Source organism: Streptomyces sp. NPDC005017, assembly GCF_042873115.1.
Lineage (GTDB): Bacteria > Actinomycetota > Actinomycetes > Streptomycetales > Streptomycetaceae > Streptomyces.
Genome location: NZ_JBIALD010000048.1, coordinates 1 through 15,436 on the forward strand (window position 1 = coordinate 1; position 15,436 = coordinate 15,436).

The window sequence follows — 15,436 nt, forward strand, 5'->3', positions numbered from 1 at the left end:
CTGCGTCCAGGGGCGCCTCCGGCAGAAGCCGACAAGCCGTCACATCCGGCTCTCAGCAGGCGAACCGCCCACCTCGGCACTTCTCAAAGACCCTGATCAGCAGCATCAGGGTCCCCAGCCAAACGTTCGAGCACGGCGATGGGTGTCGTCTGTGCTCCCGCCCGGATAATCCTGAGACTGCCTGCAGCAACCTCCGTATCTTGGCGCCATGACGGACGAGGCAGAGCCGGGGCTTAATCTGAACCGCTGGGGCGATACATCGGACCCGGCCTTGGAGCGGCGGGGTCCCCGCCAGGACGCGTGCTCGTGCTTCGACCAGTCCAGGCCGCATCCGCGAGCCCGAGTCGGATTCCACGCCCAGCGGCAGGACACCTCAGCTTCGGGCTGGCGCCACCTGCTGGAGCTGATCGACGAGGCCGCCGCCGACGGGCGCGAAGAGTTTCGCCCCCTGACCGGGCTCAGCCCGGAAGAGCGGCGGCAGATCATCACCCTGCCACCGAGCATCGCCCAGCTGACGGCGGTCAAGCACCTCGTGCTCTACGGCAGCAATCTGGTCCGGATCCCGCCCGAGATCGGGGCCATGACAAGCCTGGAGGAGTTCACCCCCTACACCTCCTACCGGCTGCACTGGTTCCCTTACGAGATCACCCGGTGCCGGAAGCTGACCCGCAGCACGGTGAGCACGCGCGCGTTGTTCGGCAACTACAAGCTGCGACCGCCGTTCCCGCGGCTACAGCCTTCCCCGGACTCCGTTGCGGACCTCGATCCGGGAAACCTGGATCCCCGACGGTGGGGCACCACCGTCACCCACAGCTGCAGTGTCTGCGACCGCCCGATCGAACTGAGCGGACTCCATCAGGTGTGGATCTCACTGCGCGTGGCCACTGACGTACTACCCCTGCTGGTCAACGCTTGCTCGGCGGCGTGTGTTGCCGCGCTGCCTGTCGGTGCTCGCGACTACATCCCCACACCCCACAAAGGCGGCCGAGTCGACCAGCCGGCGTCCGACTGGGACTGATCAGCCGGACCTCGCCTCACCCCCCGGTCGGTCGAGAAACGACCACGATGGTGTGACGACGGGTCGAACGTCTGGGCGGGGAAGTTGATGCTCGCGATGGGGAAATACATGACCGTCGACACCGCCCAAGGTGAGCAGACGCCATCGGTACCTGACCACTGCACGGCCGTCTCATGAACCCACGCTCCGACAGGCCCTGCGCCTGTTGTCCGCCCTGGTGTCGCCGTAACGTTGAGGACTGTCGGCGCGGCACCAAGGACTCATGCCCTCAGTAGCCTGGAACTTTTCCGTACGGCTGAGGGTGGGAGGGCAGAAAATCTGCCCGGATGTCAGTGGCGGTGACGACACTTGCCCCATGACGCTCGACAGTGCCGATTCGGCACCGCCACGGCTGGTTCCTTCCGGATCGGCGATCAACCCGATGCTGCTGGACCGGCCGATGCTGCTGCCTGTCCTGGACGCCAATGCGCTGCTGGTTGAAGCCTGCGCTCTGGCCAAGACCGGCGGTCGGCAGGACCGGGTCACCGCGCTCGCTGTCACGAGGCGCGCCACCCCGTACATTGCCCCGCACATCCGCGGTGAGGTCGGCGAGCATCTGGCAAAGATGGCCGCCGACTTCGAGGTGTCGGAGCGTCTGGCGCGCCGCGTGCTCGATCGGCAGATCCTGCCTGCCCTTCGAGTGGTCGACCTGGAGATCCGCGACCACCTGGCCCCCCAGACCAGGCACATTCTGCGCGTCGACCGGGAGATGCCACGCAAGTACCGGGGCGACCCGGACGACGCCCCCACGATGGCGTTGGCGGAGTTCCTTGCACCGTGCGTCATCGTCTCCCAGGACAGCGTCTTCTCCCGCTTCGGATTCGCCGTCATCGACTGGATCCCCGTCGTCCAGAGAGTGATGCGCGTGGCCGGGCTGGAGGCCACCGCCGCGAACGCGCTCGTGGTCATGGACTGGGCGTTGCGGCTGTTTGGCGCGGGCGCTCAACGCTTGGTCGTCCTCGCGCGATGCAATCCGCTCGCCGCGACGGCTGCCGTGGGCGGGCTGCTGTGGTGGTGCTACCAAAAGGGCTACCTGTCCCGCGAGAGATGGCGGCGGAGCTGGTCACGGACGGGTGAGGCGTTGGTGCCAGTGCTGGAGCTGGCCAGTGCCGGGATGACCGAGCACCAGACGCTCATGGATTCGCTCTTGGTGGTGGAACCCCCGGCCTATCCCACCACTGAGCAACTCGCCGCCCGGTACCTCGCGCGCTGCGGCCGGGCCATGACACCCGGCGAGTTGCGCGACGCGCTTGCCCGGCGTGGCCACACCCTCTCCGCTGCGCAATTGAAGCGGGACATGCTGGCCCACGCCGCGTTCGTTCGCACGCCTGGCGACCTGTGGACCATCGGCCGTCCGGCAAGCGTCGGCACACGCTGAAGCCGGCGCCCGGCGTGGAGAGGACACGCCGACATCCGCTCGGTCGGTGAAATGGTCGAGGCGTTCGGGCATCCCCAGAACCCGACACCGGTGGGGTCGACGCCCGGAAGGCATGCATCTTCGGGCTGGAGGTGCTCGGGCAGCAGGGGCTGGTCGGGGTACGAGAGCCCTCCGGATCCCGGCCCGCACGGCCGGATGCGCGCCAAGCACACGTCCGAAGCCGTCCCGGAACATGAAGCCGTCCCGGTCGCTCCGGCTGTGATCACCGGCGGCCCGAAGGAGAACCGGGGCTAGAACCTGCTGCGTGGCGCTGCCCTGGTCTGTCTGGCGACGCCGCCCCAGGCTCGAGCTCCGGCGGTATTGAGGTGTGGTGATGTCGATAGTAGTGCACACTTCTTCGCCGTGGAGATCATGAAGGGCGAGCTACAGCGTCTGCGGACTGGGACGACTGAGGACGGCCGAGAGCAGCCGTTTCTCGTACGGGTCCGGTTCAGCGCCGAGGATCCCGCCCAGGTCGTCGCCCATGCGCGGGTGGTGCTGACGCGCGTGGTGGAGCGGATGGATGACTGGCCCGCATTCGAGCGGTGGCCGCAGCTGCTGCCGGCATGGTTCGTCCAGCGGTGCGCGCCCGAGCCTATGGAGCCGGAGCTGGCCCCTGGCGAGCACTTCGACAGCGAGGCCTGGATGCGGCAGTGGCGGGCACCGGGGAAGAGGTCGGGTCACTGGAGGACCGCCTCGGCGCCATGCTGCCAGCGAGCCATCGCCAGTTCCTGCTGACGAGCAACGGCTGGCTGAACACCACCCACAGCATTGAAAGGCTCCTGCCGGTGCAAGAGGTGGGATGGGCCCGGGACCTCGACCCTGATCTGGTCGTCGGCTGGGATGATGCCGGTCTCCGGGTCGACGACGAGGAGTACTTCGTCTACGGCGAGGACCAGGATCCGGTCGCGATCCGACCCGAGTACCTGCCGCACACCTCGAAGATCAGTCATACGCCGGAAGCCATGGACGTCTACCTCCTCAACCCGTGCGTGGTCACCGAAGACGGTGAGTGGGAAGCCTGGTACCTCGCCCACTGGCTGCCCGGCGCGGTGCGTTACGGGTCCTTCTGGGATTTGATGAACGACGAGTACACGAGCTTCCGCGACGGGCTGTGACCGCTTGAGCTTGAGCACTCCTGCGGAACACTGGTCCGCGGTGCCCGAAGGGGCTGACGACGAGAGTGCCGGCCCGGCGGCGCCGGAACACAGACGCGTGAGGAAGGGGAAGGTCCCGGTGAGGCGACGCGACCGGCTGGGTCGGGGTCGGCCGGTGCGGGTAGCCCTGCACCCGCCCGGCCCGGCCGCGGCCGGCGAGCAGGAAAATGCCGCACTGCCTCGCAGGTCCGCCGTGTAGGGTGGCGGTATCGACGCGGGGTGGAGCAGCTCGGTAGCTCGCTGGGCTCATAACCCAGAGGTCGCAGGTTCAAATCCTGTCCCCGCTACGAAGGACAAGGGCCCGGCCGCAGCCGGGCCCTTGTCGTGTCTGGCCAGCCACGACCCCAACACGCGCCCGACATGGGGGAGTTTTCCCGGTGCGGCCGCGCCCCGACAGGCCGCGCCTCTACGCTGGCCGCGTGACCACTACGGCTTGCGACCTCGTGCAGCTGCCCGCAGACCTGTCGCTGATCCAGCTCGTCTACCACCACGAGCACCCTGTCGAGGCGTCCGAGTTCGACGACACGCTCGAGGTCTGGACGGTGAAGGCCCTCATCGACGCGGACGTCCTGGCCGAGGACATGGCCGGGCACGGCGATGTGGGCCAGGAGGCGCTGGACGCCGTGCAGGACCTGCCGGTGGGCCGGATGTCGTTCGTGCGCGTGCGGATGTTCGGCCACGCCCATCCCTTCTATGCGATGGACTCCTACAGCGGCGACGTCTGCCGCATCGGTGAGACGGTCCTCGATGTCGCCACGGGGGAGTGGGACAGCGCCTTCGAAGCGGCGCTGGCTCATCCGGTCGGGGACCTGCTGGTCATGGACCGGGTCATCCTGGAACCCGCGTGGCGGGGCTTCGGACTGGGACCCATCCTCGCGGGGGCGGCCATCCGCCGTCTGTCGCAGGACTGCGTCGCGGTCGCCTGCGAGCCCGGCTCGGCCGACGGACGCGACCTGACCGAAGCCGAACATCGCCAAGCCGCCGCCAAGCTCGCGGACACCTGGGCCCGCATCGGCTTCCAGCCCTTCGCCGACGGCGTGCACATCCTCGACTGCCACCTGCAACGCCCCCAGGATTTGCTGGCCGACCGCCAGCGCGAGTTCAAAGAGTTGTGCCGGGCCTGGCGCGCCGCCCGCGGCAGGTAAACCAGGAGCAGCCGCAGGCGCGACAGGCACGCTCTTCGGGGTGGCCGTCTTTTGGCACGGCAGACGAGCAACCCGCCGGTCGACCTGGCAACTGCGCGACGGCCACCTGCTTCTAAACCGGTGGCGGCGCTCTGAACACCAGGGCGCAGCATTCTCGCGCCGCCTGGCAGCGCAAGGGCGGGAGCACCGCATGCAGCTCAAGGCGGAGCCGGTGAGGGCGCGCAGCGCTGCGCGTGGCGGGGCCCCGGCGCTGCGGGGCGCAGCGCACCCGGCTCACCGCACCGCCGCCCGACACACCCTCCAGCTCCTGCTGCGCCTCGCCCCCTGGTACCCCGACAGGCCATAAGACGAAAAAAGCGCCCCTGGGCACTCGACCGACCTTCGGCAAGCCCTCAGGCAAGCTCGCCGTCCTTCTCTGCAGCAGGACGAACGGCGAGCATCAAGAGAGCTCAAGACATAAGCCAGGTCAGGCAGTAGTCCATGCACGCAACTGGCGGCCGATCAAGCCCACCCCCATCACGCCGGAAGCCGCGTCCCGCACGAGGGCGACCGCTTCCTTCGGCGGATACTCCAGGCGGCACCCGTTCAGCACCAGATACGCCTCCGCGCAGTGCCAGGCGAAAGCCTCGTTGGAGTGCTCCAGACACGGCAGCCGCACCAGCGTCTGCAACAGCGCCGCCGCCTTCAGATGCAGCGACCCGTAGACCTCCCGCTCCATCGCCCGGGCATTGACCCGGGCGACAGCCGCGTACAGAGGACCGTAGTCGTCCACCTGCGGATCACCGGGAAGCAACTCCGCAGCGTGCAGCAGGAAAGTCACATCCAGAGGGTGAAGCGGTTCGTGCTGTGTCACGCGGCGTGACCCCGCTCCTGCTCCTCAAGACCACGCCGCGCGGCAAGCTCCTCAGCCCGGCGCCCCCCGTCGCCGCCGACCGCGCCGGCGGCCTCCGTGAAGGCGTCCCCGCTGCGGGCCATCGACGCGCGGAAGGCTTCGAGGAAGTGCGTCTCCACGGCGGTGGCACGGGTATAGGCCGCCGACAGGATGTACTCCTGCAGGCTGACGCCCTCCTGCCGCGCCGCGGCCTCGATGGCGGCCCGCTGGGCCGGATCGGGGAAACGTAGGTTCATTGCTTTGGGCTGAGGCATGGTACCGATGGTACCGCCGGTATCACCCGGAGGCCATCCCAGATCTGCACGGTATGGAACCACGAGCGGTCCCATACCGTGCGGGGCCCCTGAACTGGTCAGCCGACCACGAGCCCACTCCCACCTGCCACCCGTCTCATGCGGCGTCTCGGCACTGAGGCCAGGGAAAGGGGCGGGCGGGTGCGTGCCGCCGGGGGACCGGGGCCGCTCTCTCCTGTCTCGCGCGTCGGCGGGGCCTCACGCGGTCGTACGGCGGGGTCGGTTCAAATAGCTACGGACTAGGGGGAAGCCAGGACTGGGGCAGGGTGACTCCCGCAGAAGCTGGAGTCCCGACGACAACGAGAAGCCCCTCGGGAGCTGAACCAATCGCCCCGATGAAGTACACCGTGCCGCCGGAGAACGTCGCGCCGCCGAAGTCCACTGTGCCGTCGGAGAACGTCGCGCTGCCGAAGTCCACTGTGCCGTCGGAGAACATCGCGCTGCCGAAGTCCACCCTGGCGCCGGAGAAATCGGCGCCGGAGAAGTTCATGTGGCCGTCGATGGTGACGCCGACGAGGTTGAGGTCGTGGCCTTGCCAGGAGCGGTAGGTGCCCTGGGGGCGCCTGTAGTGGTCGCCGATGAGGCGCAGGATGGTGTGGCGGACCTCGCGGAGCGCGAGGTAGCGGTGGTGTTCCTCCAGGTGGGCGGGGTCGGGGGTGTGGGGGAGTCGGAGGTAGGCGCACAGGACGTCGATGCATGTCTGGCGCAGGCTGGTGTCGGGGGCGTCGTCGGCGAGGCTGGCGAGGGCGTGGACGCCGCCGAGGCGGACGGCGGGGGAGTCGTCGCCGAGCTGGGAGACGGCGGTGGTGAAGCGTTCGGTGTGCAGGCGGGTGGCGTCGCGGTGGGCGCCGGCCTCGTCCACGCGCTGGCGGCGGTAGGCGACGACCAGGGCGACCAGCGCACCGGCCCCGGCGACGACTCCGAAGGAGAGTTTCACCAGGTCGAAGAGTGTCTTCGCGTCGAGTTTCGCGGTGCTGTCGATCTCCCGTACAGGCTGTAGAAGACGCTGCCCGCTGCCAGGACTGCGGCGGCGAAGGCGGCCGTGAGGGCACGGCCGACCTTCCACAGTCGTAACTCCCGCTCGTGCGGAGCGGATCGCGGCGGCCGTCGGATGGCTGTCATGCGGATGAAGACCAAGCGGGCAGACCAGCGGTTGCAGTGCTGCGTGCCGTGCGTGACGCGAGGGTCGTACGCGCGGCATTCAGGCGTGAGGGTGGGCATCCGGTGTCGGGGCTGGACGCCCTGTGGGCTGCCCGGGGGTCACTGGATCAGGACCTGGACGATGCCGAAGATGACGGCGGTGAAGACGCCGAGTGCGGTCAGGGTGATCCCGATGGGCCGTGCGAGGGCGGGGCGCCGGTGGGCGAGGTAGCCGAGGCCTGTGGCGAGGGCGAGGCCGGCGAGGGCCAGGAGCAGCGCGACGAGCAGGACGAGTACGGCGAGGACGGACATGGTTTCCCCTGGGGTTCGGGACACGGCGCGTCGCGGGAAGGCCGGACGGCTTGCCGGTGCCTTGGTCGAAGCTGGAGCCGTGCAGCCGACACTAGATCTGGCGGTCCTCCACCTCGCCTTCGGACAGCGAGGCGTTCGCGTGCGAGCAGATGTCGTGGATCGCGAATACCTCGTCCTCGGTTTACACGAGGGACACCGGCGTGCAGGCTGCGCAGCCGCTCCAGCGGGGTGAACTGCCATTCCTCCTCACGGCCGTGCGGCAGGGGGAAGTCCGCCACGTCGAAGGACCGGGGTGCGCTCATGCGCGTGGCCGCCCCGGTGTCGACCCTGAGCGCATCGACCGCGGCCCAGTGCTACACCGGCACCGTCGACCAGTCTGGCCTCATCGAGCACGGCCTCCGCGACGCGTGGCCCCCGTACCGAGGGCAACCAGACCCGACGGCATTGACGCCGAGCACATGCAGAGGGGCGTGTGGGGGTCAGGGGTTGGGGTCGCCGCTGTGGCCGAAGACGAGCGCTGCCTTCACCGTGTCCAGATGCTCAGGACATGAGAAGTACGCCTTCCGCTTGCGGAACAGGCCCCGCGACTTCGAGACGCGATGCGTGGCCCATTCAGGCATGTCGAAATCGGCCGTCTCCGGTCGGCGGTATGCGCAGCCTTGGATGTCACAGCCTGGGGGGATCATCCGTGAAGGGTCGATGAGGTACAGCGCGTTCCCGACCACGTCACGCGTGGTCATGCCCATCTCACGGCGCTGAGCGGGGGTGATATGGGCGATCTCCTGCGTGACGACGAGTGTCCCATGGATGAGCTCTTGATGCTGCGGCATGGGTGGACCCTACGCAGGGCCGCGGGCGCTCGGGGGCGATACCCACCTGTCCGTCGCTTCTCGCGACCTCACGCGATTTCCCTCGAGCCCCGGATAGCTCTTGTCCCCGTGGCCAGTCAGCAGGTCGGACAGCGGGCCCGAGGGCAGAACCGTCTCCAAACCATCGAGCGTGAGAAGCCGTTGTCTTTCCGAGAGTGGTGGGCGTGTTTCCGCTGGTCAGGTGCAGGGGCGGTGTTTCGGCGGCAGGGACGAGGGGTGGTGTCGTCTCTTCGGTGGAGGTGCCGGGATGCCGTCGGTGATGGGGTTGCTGGAGGAGCGTGGACGCGCCGCCCGGCAGCGGGTGGAGGCTCTGCAGGCCGAGCTGCGCGAGGCGGAGGCCGTGTGGGAGCGGTTCGTGATTGCCCGCGAGAGGGTGGGCGAGGTTTTGGCTGGGCCCCGCAAGGCCGGGGGACACCCCGCAGGCTGTGGTGGCCGGCGAATGGCCGATGCAGGTTGATGACGGCTGGCTCTTCGGGTGTGGCTGTGGCCGGGTCGGGGCTGATCACAGGGGAGTCTCCTTCAAGGGTGCGGCTGGGAGAGGGCGGTGGTCGTCCGGGTCCGGTTTCGGGTCGGGGCGGGCCGGTCAGGAAGCGTTCCGGTTGGCGTGGGTGCAGCCGGTGGCTTTGTGTGGGCGCAGGTGCCGTCGGGCGGTGCTGGTTCGGGCGGCCTGGATGGCCGCTTCGGTGGTGGGGAGGGACGCGGCGGGGTTGAGCCCGATCCTCACGGAACACGAACGCGAACACGCCCGCCTGGTCGCGAGCGTTGCGGCTGGTGTACCGGCTGGCTGAGGAACGCCAGGGCTGCAGCGCGCGTGTTGTCCACTGGTGGTGGGCCGTTCGGGCGGCGCTCACGGCTGAGGGTGTGTCTCTGAGGTGCTGGGGAGCCTGCAGGCCGGCTTGTGTGGCGCATCGCGGTTGCGGGGACGGTGTCTGGAGGGATGGCGCATCCTTGGGCCAGGGATGTGCTGGGGGCGGGGGGTTTGCTGTGGCCAGTGGCAGGCGGGCGCGGGTGGGTTCTGTTCTCAGCGGGTCGGGGGCGGTGGCGACCTGTGCGCTGGGGGTGGTGACGAACTACGCCACGAGCGTCGTGCCGAACTGGGCGTCCCGTCCGTGGCTGGTGTGGTCGGTCTTCGGTGCGCTGGCCGCGGCGGCGCTGGTGTTGGACATGGTCAGCCGTCGTCTGGACGTCATCGACTCCGTGGGGGTTGGTGGGTCGGTGAGGTTGGTGCCGCTGGGGCGGGCTCGGGGCGGCATGACATCTCTGCGGGCACCGCACGGTTTTGGGCCTCTCCGGGGCCGTGGCGGCGAACTGGATGTGTTGAGGCGGCTGCTGGCCCGGCCGCAGGGGAAGTACGCGGTGGTGTGCGGGGTGGGCGGGATCGGCAAGACCGCGTTGGCCTCCGCCCTGGCCGATGTCGCCCGTGCAGAGGGCCGGGGTGTGTTCTGGATCCGCTGGCGCAGCACCGAGGAGCTAGCCGAGCAGATGACCCGCACCGCGCTGGCCTGTGGCCTTTCCGAAGCGCGACTCGAAGAAGCCCGGTCGGGTCGGGCCGGGCTTCCCGATGTCGTGTGGGAGCAGTTGGAGCAGACCGCCAACTGGCTCCTGGTCCTCGACAACGTCGACGCCCCGCAGGCCGTCGGTCCCGACGGCGAGGATGTGGCGTCTTACCGCGGGTGGATCCGGCCGAGCAGCAGGGGCCTGCTGCTGGTCACCAGTCGCAACATCGACCCTGTGGTGTGGGGCACGCAGGCCGTCCTGCGCCGCGTCGCCCCGCTGGAGCCCGCAGCCGGCGGCCAGGTCCTCTGCGACGCGGCCGCCCATGCCGGAACCGCCCAAGAAGCACGGGAACTCGCGGACCGGCTGGGCGGCCTGCCGCTCGCCCTCCATGCCGTCGGCCGCTACCTGGCCGCACCCGGCAGCCGCCACCGCACCTTCACCGCCTACGCCACGGCTCTTGACACGCAGTTGGGCACGCTGCTCGGCGCCTCTCAACCTCGGGCGAGCGACCCGGCAGTCGGACGGACCCTGGTCCGATACACCTGGGAGCTGTCACTGGACCAACTTGCCGCCGACGGCAACTCGCTCGCACGGCCGGTACTGCAGCTGCTTTCCCTCCTTGCACCGGCTCCCATCCCCGTCTCCCTCCTCACCCCGGAACTGGTCACCGAGACCACCAGGCAACAGACCGGCGAGGTCGAAGTGGAGGCTGCTCTCAACGGCCTCCATACATACGGACTCGTCGACACGCCCACACGCCGGGGTGGGCAGCCTGTCCTTGGGCAAGTCGTCCTGCATCCCCTGATCCGCGAGATCACCGCGCACACCCACACCAGCGAATCCACCGAGCCCAACCGATATCAGCGGGTCCTTACCGACTGCCTGATCCAGGCGGCCCAAGGGGTGATGAGCGGCAGGATCGCGGACTGGGACACGGCCCGCCTCCTGGCTCCTCACCTCCTGTGCGTTGCAGCGCACACCACCAACCAACACAACCGCCATCTTGCCGATGCCGTCGATCGCATCAGCCGGTCTCTCAAGAAGGCGGGCGACTACGGCAGCGCCCTACAGCTGCAGCAGGCAGAGCACTTGATCACCACCCGCTGCTTCGGCCCCGACCATCCCGAAACCCTGAGCAGTCGCCATCGTCTCGCGGACGCGCTCGACCTCTTCGGCCGGCACCAGGAGGCGGCGGAGCTTCACCAGCAGATCCTCACCGCCCGCGAACGCATCCTTGGCGCCGACCACCCCGAAACCCTGGTCAGTCGCAACAACTTAGCGAACGCGCTGGACCACCTCGGCCGGCACCAGGAGGCGGCAGACCACCACCGACACATCCTCGCTGCCCGCGAACGCGTCCTCGGCCCGGAGCAGATTCCCACCCTGCACAGCCGCAACAACCTCGGCCTCGCGCTCGGTTACCTCGGGTGCCATCAAGAAGCAGCAGACCTTCACCGCCGGGCTCTCTTCGGCTACGAACGCGTTCTCGGCGCTGACCACCCCCACACCCTGAACAGCCGCAACAACCTTGCGCTCGCGCTCGACCATCTCGGCCTCCACCGAGAGGCAGCAGACCTCCACCGACAGGTCCTCAGCGCCTACGAACGGGTCCTCGGCCCCGATCACCCCGACACCCTGCACAGTCGCGACAACCTTGCGCTTGCGCTCGACCACCTCGGCCGGCATCGAGAGGCAGCAGACCTCCACCGACAGGTCCTCAGCGCCTACGAACGCATCCTTGGTCCCGACCACCCCAGCACCTTGACGAGCCGCGACAACCTTGGTCTCGCGCTCGACCACCTCGGCCGACATCGAGAAGCAGCGGACCACCACCAGCAGGTCCTCACGACCCGCGAGCGCGTTCTCGGACCCGCCCATCCCCATACCCTGCACAGTCGCGACAACCTCGCAGCAGCACTGCGAGGTTTGGGGCGCGCGGACACAGCCATGGGGCATGGGAGGAGGCGTTGGTTCCTCGGGCCGAGGCGTGGCTGAACTTCGGTGGCCTCGTGGCTGCCGGGGCCGGGGGTGGGCGGTGTGCTGCTGGTCCGGGTGGGGTGTTCGGCGTCGTGCCGGTGGTCTGCGGCGGTGTAGCCGGTGTCGCACCAGGGCTCGCAGAACTGTCCTGGCGGGGCCGTGCAGGTCTCGCAGCGTTCCTCGAAGTCCTGGGCCTGGAACGGGGGCAGGGTCACGGGGTGTCCCTGATCTGCTCGCTGACCTGGCGGGCGGACAGCACCGCGGTGGTGGCGGCGAGTTCGGCGCAGCCGGCCTGCCAGATCCGCGCCGGGCTGGAGGGGGAGGTCTGGTGGTTGGTGGCGGGGCTGATCGTCCAGGTGCGGCCGCTGGGGTCGGTGACGGTGTAGGTGAGGAACTGTGGGGTGTCCTGGCGGCCGTTGTCGTGCCAGGTGAGGCCGGCGGCGGTGAGGGCGTGGCCGAGCCGGGCGCAGCGTTGTGCGGTGGCGTGCTCGAAGGTGGCCATGACGTACTCCTGTTCCGGGGCATGCTGGGGCGTGGGGTGGTCGGGGCGGGAGTGTCGTCGGGGAGGTGCGGGAGGGGGTGGGGGAGTTTCTATTCGTGTGATGTGAACCTTCCTCTGACCTTCGGTGATCCGGCCGGTTCTGGTCTCAGGAGGGGAGGCTGTCCGGGTCAGTGGTTGGGGGCGGTGGGCGGCTGGTGGTCTTCACCTGTCCGCCGGGCCGGGTGTCCAGGCGCAGCTCCGGTGTCCGATCACCGGTGACGTCCGCTGGCAGGTGCTCGATGTCGTCCGCGGGTCTCGGCTGCCCAGGCGGTCGGTTCACTGTCAGGGGCGCGCCGCCACGCGAGCGGCCAGGAGGTCCACGGTCTCGCGTATGTACTGGTGGGCCGTCGCGATTCCGACGCGGAAACCTGCTGCGAGGCGGGCGTAGGTGTCGCCGCAGCGTAGTGGGCCAGGACGAGCACGGCCTGCCGGCCACAGGTCAGGCGACGCCGGCGGGAGCCGATCCGTCGACGGTGGCCTGCGAGGAGACCGGACAGGTGCTGCACAGAGCGACTGGACAGGCCGATACCGGACGGGTGGACAAGCATGCGGAAGCCCCCGAGAGACTGGTGATCTTAACTCAAAACCTGCCTACCAGGGCTTCATCCTGTTGTCAGCCCAACGGCGTACTGCTGATGCAGGTTGAAAAGGTTCTATGTCAGTGCTGTGCTGTTCACTTGGCCGGGTGGACGCCTCAGCTCTGCGCGCCCGTCTGAACGACGCCTGGCGTGCGCCCGAATTGCACTGTCCGCTGCCCATTCATGGGGCAGGGCATGTCTGTGTGCCCAGTGACGCGGAGGATCTGGCCGAGCTGGAGCGCGTCGCTGCGGAGGTGGTTGACGGGGCGGGTCTGCCGGTACGTGCGTGGGTCGTCGGGGGTAGGGCGGCGGGGGTGCCCGACGGTCCGCCGGTGGGCGGGGAGGGTGGGCTTCCCATCGGCGGGGAGGGCGGGCTGCTGGAGCTGCGCGGGTGGGTGCTGGCGGAGCACTGGTTCGGATACGGCGTGACGGCCACCGCCGATGGCCCGCGCCGCGTCGTGGTCCTCGCCCGGCGTGCGTTCACCCGCCCGCCCGGTATCGGGTGGGTGGCGTTGCTGCGGGAGGCCACCGGGTGGACGGAGCCCGATCGGTGCGGCGTCGACTGGGCCGCGACGGAGGCAGCGCTGGGCACCGCGCTGCCCGGTGACTACAAGGACATCGTCGACGTCTTCGGTGCGGGCAGCTTCGACGAGTACCTGGACCTGCTGGTGCCGGGTGCGCTGGGCACGGATCTCGTCTCCTGGGGCCAGGACATGGCGCGGTACGCCGACCTGTACCGGCCATACCCGGTCCACCCCGCGCCCGGCGGCGTGCTCATATGGGGGACCTCCGAGCAGGAGCTGACCTTCCACTGGCTGACCGGACCGGCCGATCCCGACGACTGGCCGGTTCTGGTGCAGTACCTGGACGGTGAGTGGCAGCGCTTCGACTGCGGCACCGGCGAGTTCGTGCTGCGCCTGCTCACCGACCGCACCCCGCCGTTCGCCTTCCCGCCCTCCGCCGGACCGTTCCCCCACTGGTTCGCCTCATGGGAGCTGTCGGAGGGCTGAGCCCCTGCTGACCCGGCTGTCAGTGGGGTGGGGTGGGTTGCTGGTGTGGCGGGAGGGGGTCGCCCTGTCTGCTGGGGGTTGGTGGTGGGTTGCGTTATGGGGTGTGGTGGGGGTGGTGTGGCCAGTGGATGTCGGTCAGTCCGTTGCCGAGGTCTGTCACCTGGGCTCCGGCGAGGGTGTGGGTGAGGGTGCTGAGGTGTGGCGTGCGGATCTGTCCTCGGAGGGGGTACGGGCCCTTGGGTGCTCGGCCGTAGAGGACCAGCGCGTCGCAGTCCTCGTCGTCGGCGTAGCCGCCGGGATCGACGAGGAGCGCGACGGTGGTGGCCAGTTCTAGCTGGATCAGGCGCTCCACGGCGTCTTCTGCCTGCTTCCGTTCGCTGGGGGTCAGCCCGTCCAGGACGAAGGTGAGGATCTGTGTGTCGGGTGCCACGTACCGGACCTGGCACACGACATCTGTGTCGGCCGACAGCCAGAACTGCAGGGTCAGCGGACCGACCGCCATGCCGAGGAGTTCCAGAACACGCTCGGGTGGCAGCTTCACCTGCTCTCCCGCGACGTCCAGCAGGATTCCGCATCCCAGGACCGGGTGCTCGATCGTCAGCCCGGACTCGGCCAGGCGGTCGGTGACCGAGCGGCACTCGGATTCGTCCATCCGGCCCTCGCGGTACCAGGACAGGTAGGTGTCGGACACCGTCAGCGCTCCCTTGCCGTCATCGCCTGGCACCGCAGACAAGGTACTTGCGGTTGCCGGCCATCAGGCATTCAACAGGGAACCGGTGCCGGAGGCACCGTTGATCATCTTCTGGACGGCGCCCCGTGCAGCAGAGTGGTGACAAAGGTTCCTGCGAGCGCTGCTGGGCGTGTAGGGAGTCGGCTTCGCCCCTCGGCGCGCCGGGCTTGTTGGTGTTCTTCGGCGGTGGTGGTGAGGCTGTACGGGGCGAGCCGTTGCCGTTGCATGGTGTGGGCGGTGCGCGACAGGGAGCCGGGGAGGTCGGCTGGCACCACGAGCAGTACCGGGTGGGGGGCGGGCGGTGAACAGGCGTGCTGTGTTCCACCAGGCGGCGACGGTCGCGCGCCGTTCTGCGTCGGCGGTGCTGGTGTTCGTAGCGGGGGGTTGCGGCCCGGTGGTCGGTGGCGGAGGCGGTCAGGAAGCGCAGCAGGGCGGGAGTGTCCCGCTCGCGGGAGGCTTCCATGGTTGCGGGCAGTTCTGCGGAGGAGGCGATGTGGTCGGTGCAGGCGCGTAGGACGGCGCCGAGCGTGGCGGCGGTTTTTTGGGACGGCGTTGTGCCTGGTCTCGGATTCGAACGGGTGGGCGGTGACGTGGGGGCGGTTGGTGTCGTCGTCGCGGTACAGGGTGAGGCTGCCGCGGTAGCCGGTGCGGCCGTGTGTGAGCCGCGGCAGCGTGTGCCCGGGGGTGAGGGTTTTGACGGCGTCGGCGGGTCCCAGGCTGGCGCGCAGGGCGGTGGACTGGTCCCAGTGATGGGGGTGGTGGGTGCCGGTGACGTGGACGTGGCCGCGCATCGCCCCGGTGAGGGTGAAGACGACCGCGTC

At 69.2% G+C, this 15,436-nt stretch carries 14 protein-coding genes, 1 tRNA gene and 1 pseudogene; 7 read left to right on the top strand and 9 right to left on the bottom strand.

Translation table 11 applies throughout. The features are described 5' to 3' along the window. Positions 1–208: 208 nt before the first annotated feature. The 5 genes from ACFYR0_RS37120 (at position 209) to ACFYR0_RS37140 (ending at position 4,776) form a co-directional block, all read left to right on the top strand. A complete protein-coding gene (locus tag ACFYR0_RS37120) occupies positions 209–1,018 on the top strand; it encodes a leucine-rich repeat domain-containing protein (protein ID WP_389338587.1) in 810 nt (269 codons plus the stop codon). A 355-nt stretch (positions 1,019–1,373) separates the two neighbouring features. Next, on the top strand, positions 1,374–2,435 hold the full coding sequence (locus tag ACFYR0_RS37125; protein ID WP_389338590.1) for a hypothetical protein: 1,062 nt from the start codon (positions 1,374–1,376) through the stop codon (positions 2,433–2,435). A 692-nt stretch (positions 2,436–3,127) separates the two neighbouring features. Continuing rightward, a complete protein-coding gene (locus tag ACFYR0_RS37130) occupies positions 3,128–3,592 on the top strand; it encodes an SMI1/KNR4 family protein (RefSeq protein ID WP_389338593.1) in 465 nt (154 codons plus the stop codon). A gap of 252 nt (positions 3,593–3,844) precedes the next feature. After that, positions 3,845–3,918, top strand: a tRNA-Met gene (locus ACFYR0_RS37135). Between the two features lie 132 nt (positions 3,919–4,050). After that, positions 4,051–4,776 (top strand): hypothetical protein, encoded by a 726-nt coding sequence (locus ACFYR0_RS37140; protein WP_389338596.1) that lies wholly within the window; start codon positions 4,051–4,053, stop codon positions 4,774–4,776. 466 nt (positions 4,777–5,242) lie between these two features. Here the strand turns inward: ACFYR0_RS37140 and ACFYR0_RS37145 are convergent, their stop codons facing one another. From ACFYR0_RS37145 to ACFYR0_RS37170, 6 genes and pseudogenes are all read right to left on the bottom strand, one after another. Further along, entirely contained in the window at positions 5,243–5,629 is a 387-nt protein-coding gene (locus ACFYR0_RS37145; RefSeq protein WP_389338599.1) for a fic family toxin-antitoxin system, toxin component, read from the bottom strand. Beyond that, entirely contained in the window at positions 5,626–5,922 is a 297-nt protein-coding gene (locus ACFYR0_RS37150) for a DUF1778 domain-containing protein (protein ID WP_389338602.1), read from the bottom strand. Before ACFYR0_RS37150 ends, ACFYR0_RS37145 begins: the two co-directional genes overlap by 4 nt. Before the next feature lie 271 nt (positions 5,923–6,193). Beyond that, positions 6,194–6,898 (bottom strand): pentapeptide repeat-containing protein, encoded by a 705-nt coding sequence (locus ACFYR0_RS37155; protein ID WP_389338605.1) that lies wholly within the window; start codon positions 6,896–6,898, stop codon positions 6,194–6,196. 323 nt (positions 6,899–7,221) lie between these two features. Further along, the gene (locus ACFYR0_RS37160) at positions 7,222–7,413 is read right to left on the bottom strand and encodes a hypothetical protein (protein ID WP_389338665.1); all 192 of its coding nucleotides are present in this window, start codon (positions 7,411–7,413) and stop codon (positions 7,222–7,224) included. Between the two features lie 16 nt (positions 7,414–7,429). Further along, positions 7,430–7,615, bottom strand: a pseudogene (locus ACFYR0_RS37165) (Rieske 2Fe-2S domain-containing protein); the annotation flags it as partial. Between the two features lie 277 nt (positions 7,616–7,892). Then, complete coding sequence (locus tag ACFYR0_RS37170; RefSeq protein WP_389338608.1) at positions 7,893–8,243, bottom strand: hypothetical protein; 351 nt, start codon at positions 8,241–8,243, stop codon at positions 7,893–7,895. Between the two features lie 1,101 nt (positions 8,244–9,344). Between ACFYR0_RS37170 and fxsT the strand changes: the two genes are divergently transcribed. Beyond that, positions 9,345–11,774: an FxSxx-COOH system tetratricopeptide repeat protein gene (gene fxsT, locus ACFYR0_RS37175; RefSeq protein ID WP_389338611.1), complete on the top strand. Its 2,430-nt coding sequence runs from the start codon at positions 9,345–9,347 to the stop codon at positions 11,772–11,774. A gap of 193 nt (positions 11,775–11,967) precedes the next feature. Here the strand turns inward: fxsT and ACFYR0_RS37180 are convergent, their stop codons facing one another. Beyond that, positions 11,968–12,258, bottom strand: coding sequence for a hypothetical protein (locus ACFYR0_RS37180; RefSeq protein ID WP_389338614.1), 291 nt, complete (start codon positions 12,256–12,258; stop codon positions 11,968–11,970). Positions 12,259–12,579: 321 nt separating this feature from the next. Beyond that, positions 12,580–12,735 carry a transposase family protein gene (locus ACFYR0_RS37185; protein ID WP_389338659.1) on the bottom strand — a complete coding sequence of 52 codons (156 nt, stop codon included), beginning with the start codon at positions 12,733–12,735 and terminating at the stop codon, positions 12,580–12,582. Positions 12,736–13,207: 472 nt separating this feature from the next. Here ACFYR0_RS37185 and ACFYR0_RS37190 point away from each other — a divergent pair, with 472 nt between their 5' ends. Continuing rightward, complete coding sequence (locus ACFYR0_RS37190) at positions 13,208–13,885, top strand: hypothetical protein (protein WP_389338617.1); 678 nt, start codon at positions 13,208–13,210, stop codon at positions 13,883–13,885. A 94-nt stretch (positions 13,886–13,979) separates the two neighbouring features. Here the strand turns inward: ACFYR0_RS37190 and ACFYR0_RS37195 are convergent, their stop codons facing one another. After that, positions 13,980–14,609 (bottom strand): hypothetical protein, encoded by a 630-nt coding sequence (locus ACFYR0_RS37195; protein WP_389338620.1) that lies wholly within the window; start codon positions 14,607–14,609, stop codon positions 13,980–13,982. Positions 14,610–15,436: the final 827 nt, after the last annotated feature.

What these genes read in the sequence shown, in the direction of transcription:
- ACFYR0_RS37160 (WP_389338665.1), bottom strand. Translation starts at nt 7,413, where the DNA reads ATGTCCGTCCTCGCCGTACTCGTCCTGCTCGTCGCGCTGCTCCTGGCC.
- ACFYR0_RS37120 (WP_389338587.1), top strand. Translation starts at nt 209, where the DNA reads ATGACGGACGAGGCAGAGCCGGGGCTTAATCTGAACCGCTGGGGCGAT.
- ACFYR0_RS37125 (WP_389338590.1), top strand. Translation starts at nt 1,374, where the DNA reads ATGACGCTCGACAGTGCCGATTCGGCACCGCCACGGCTGGTTCCTTCC.
- ACFYR0_RS37170 (WP_389338608.1), bottom strand. Translation starts at nt 8,243, where the DNA reads ATGCCGCAGCATCAAGAGCTCATCCATGGGACACTCGTCGTCACGCAG.
- ACFYR0_RS37150 (WP_389338602.1), bottom strand. Translation starts at nt 5,922, where the DNA reads ATGCCTCAGCCCAAAGCAATGAACCTACGTTTCCCCGATCCGGCCCAG.
- ACFYR0_RS37180 (WP_389338614.1), bottom strand. Translation starts at nt 12,258, where the DNA reads ATGGCCACCTTCGAGCACGCCACCGCACAACGCTGCGCCCGGCTCGGC.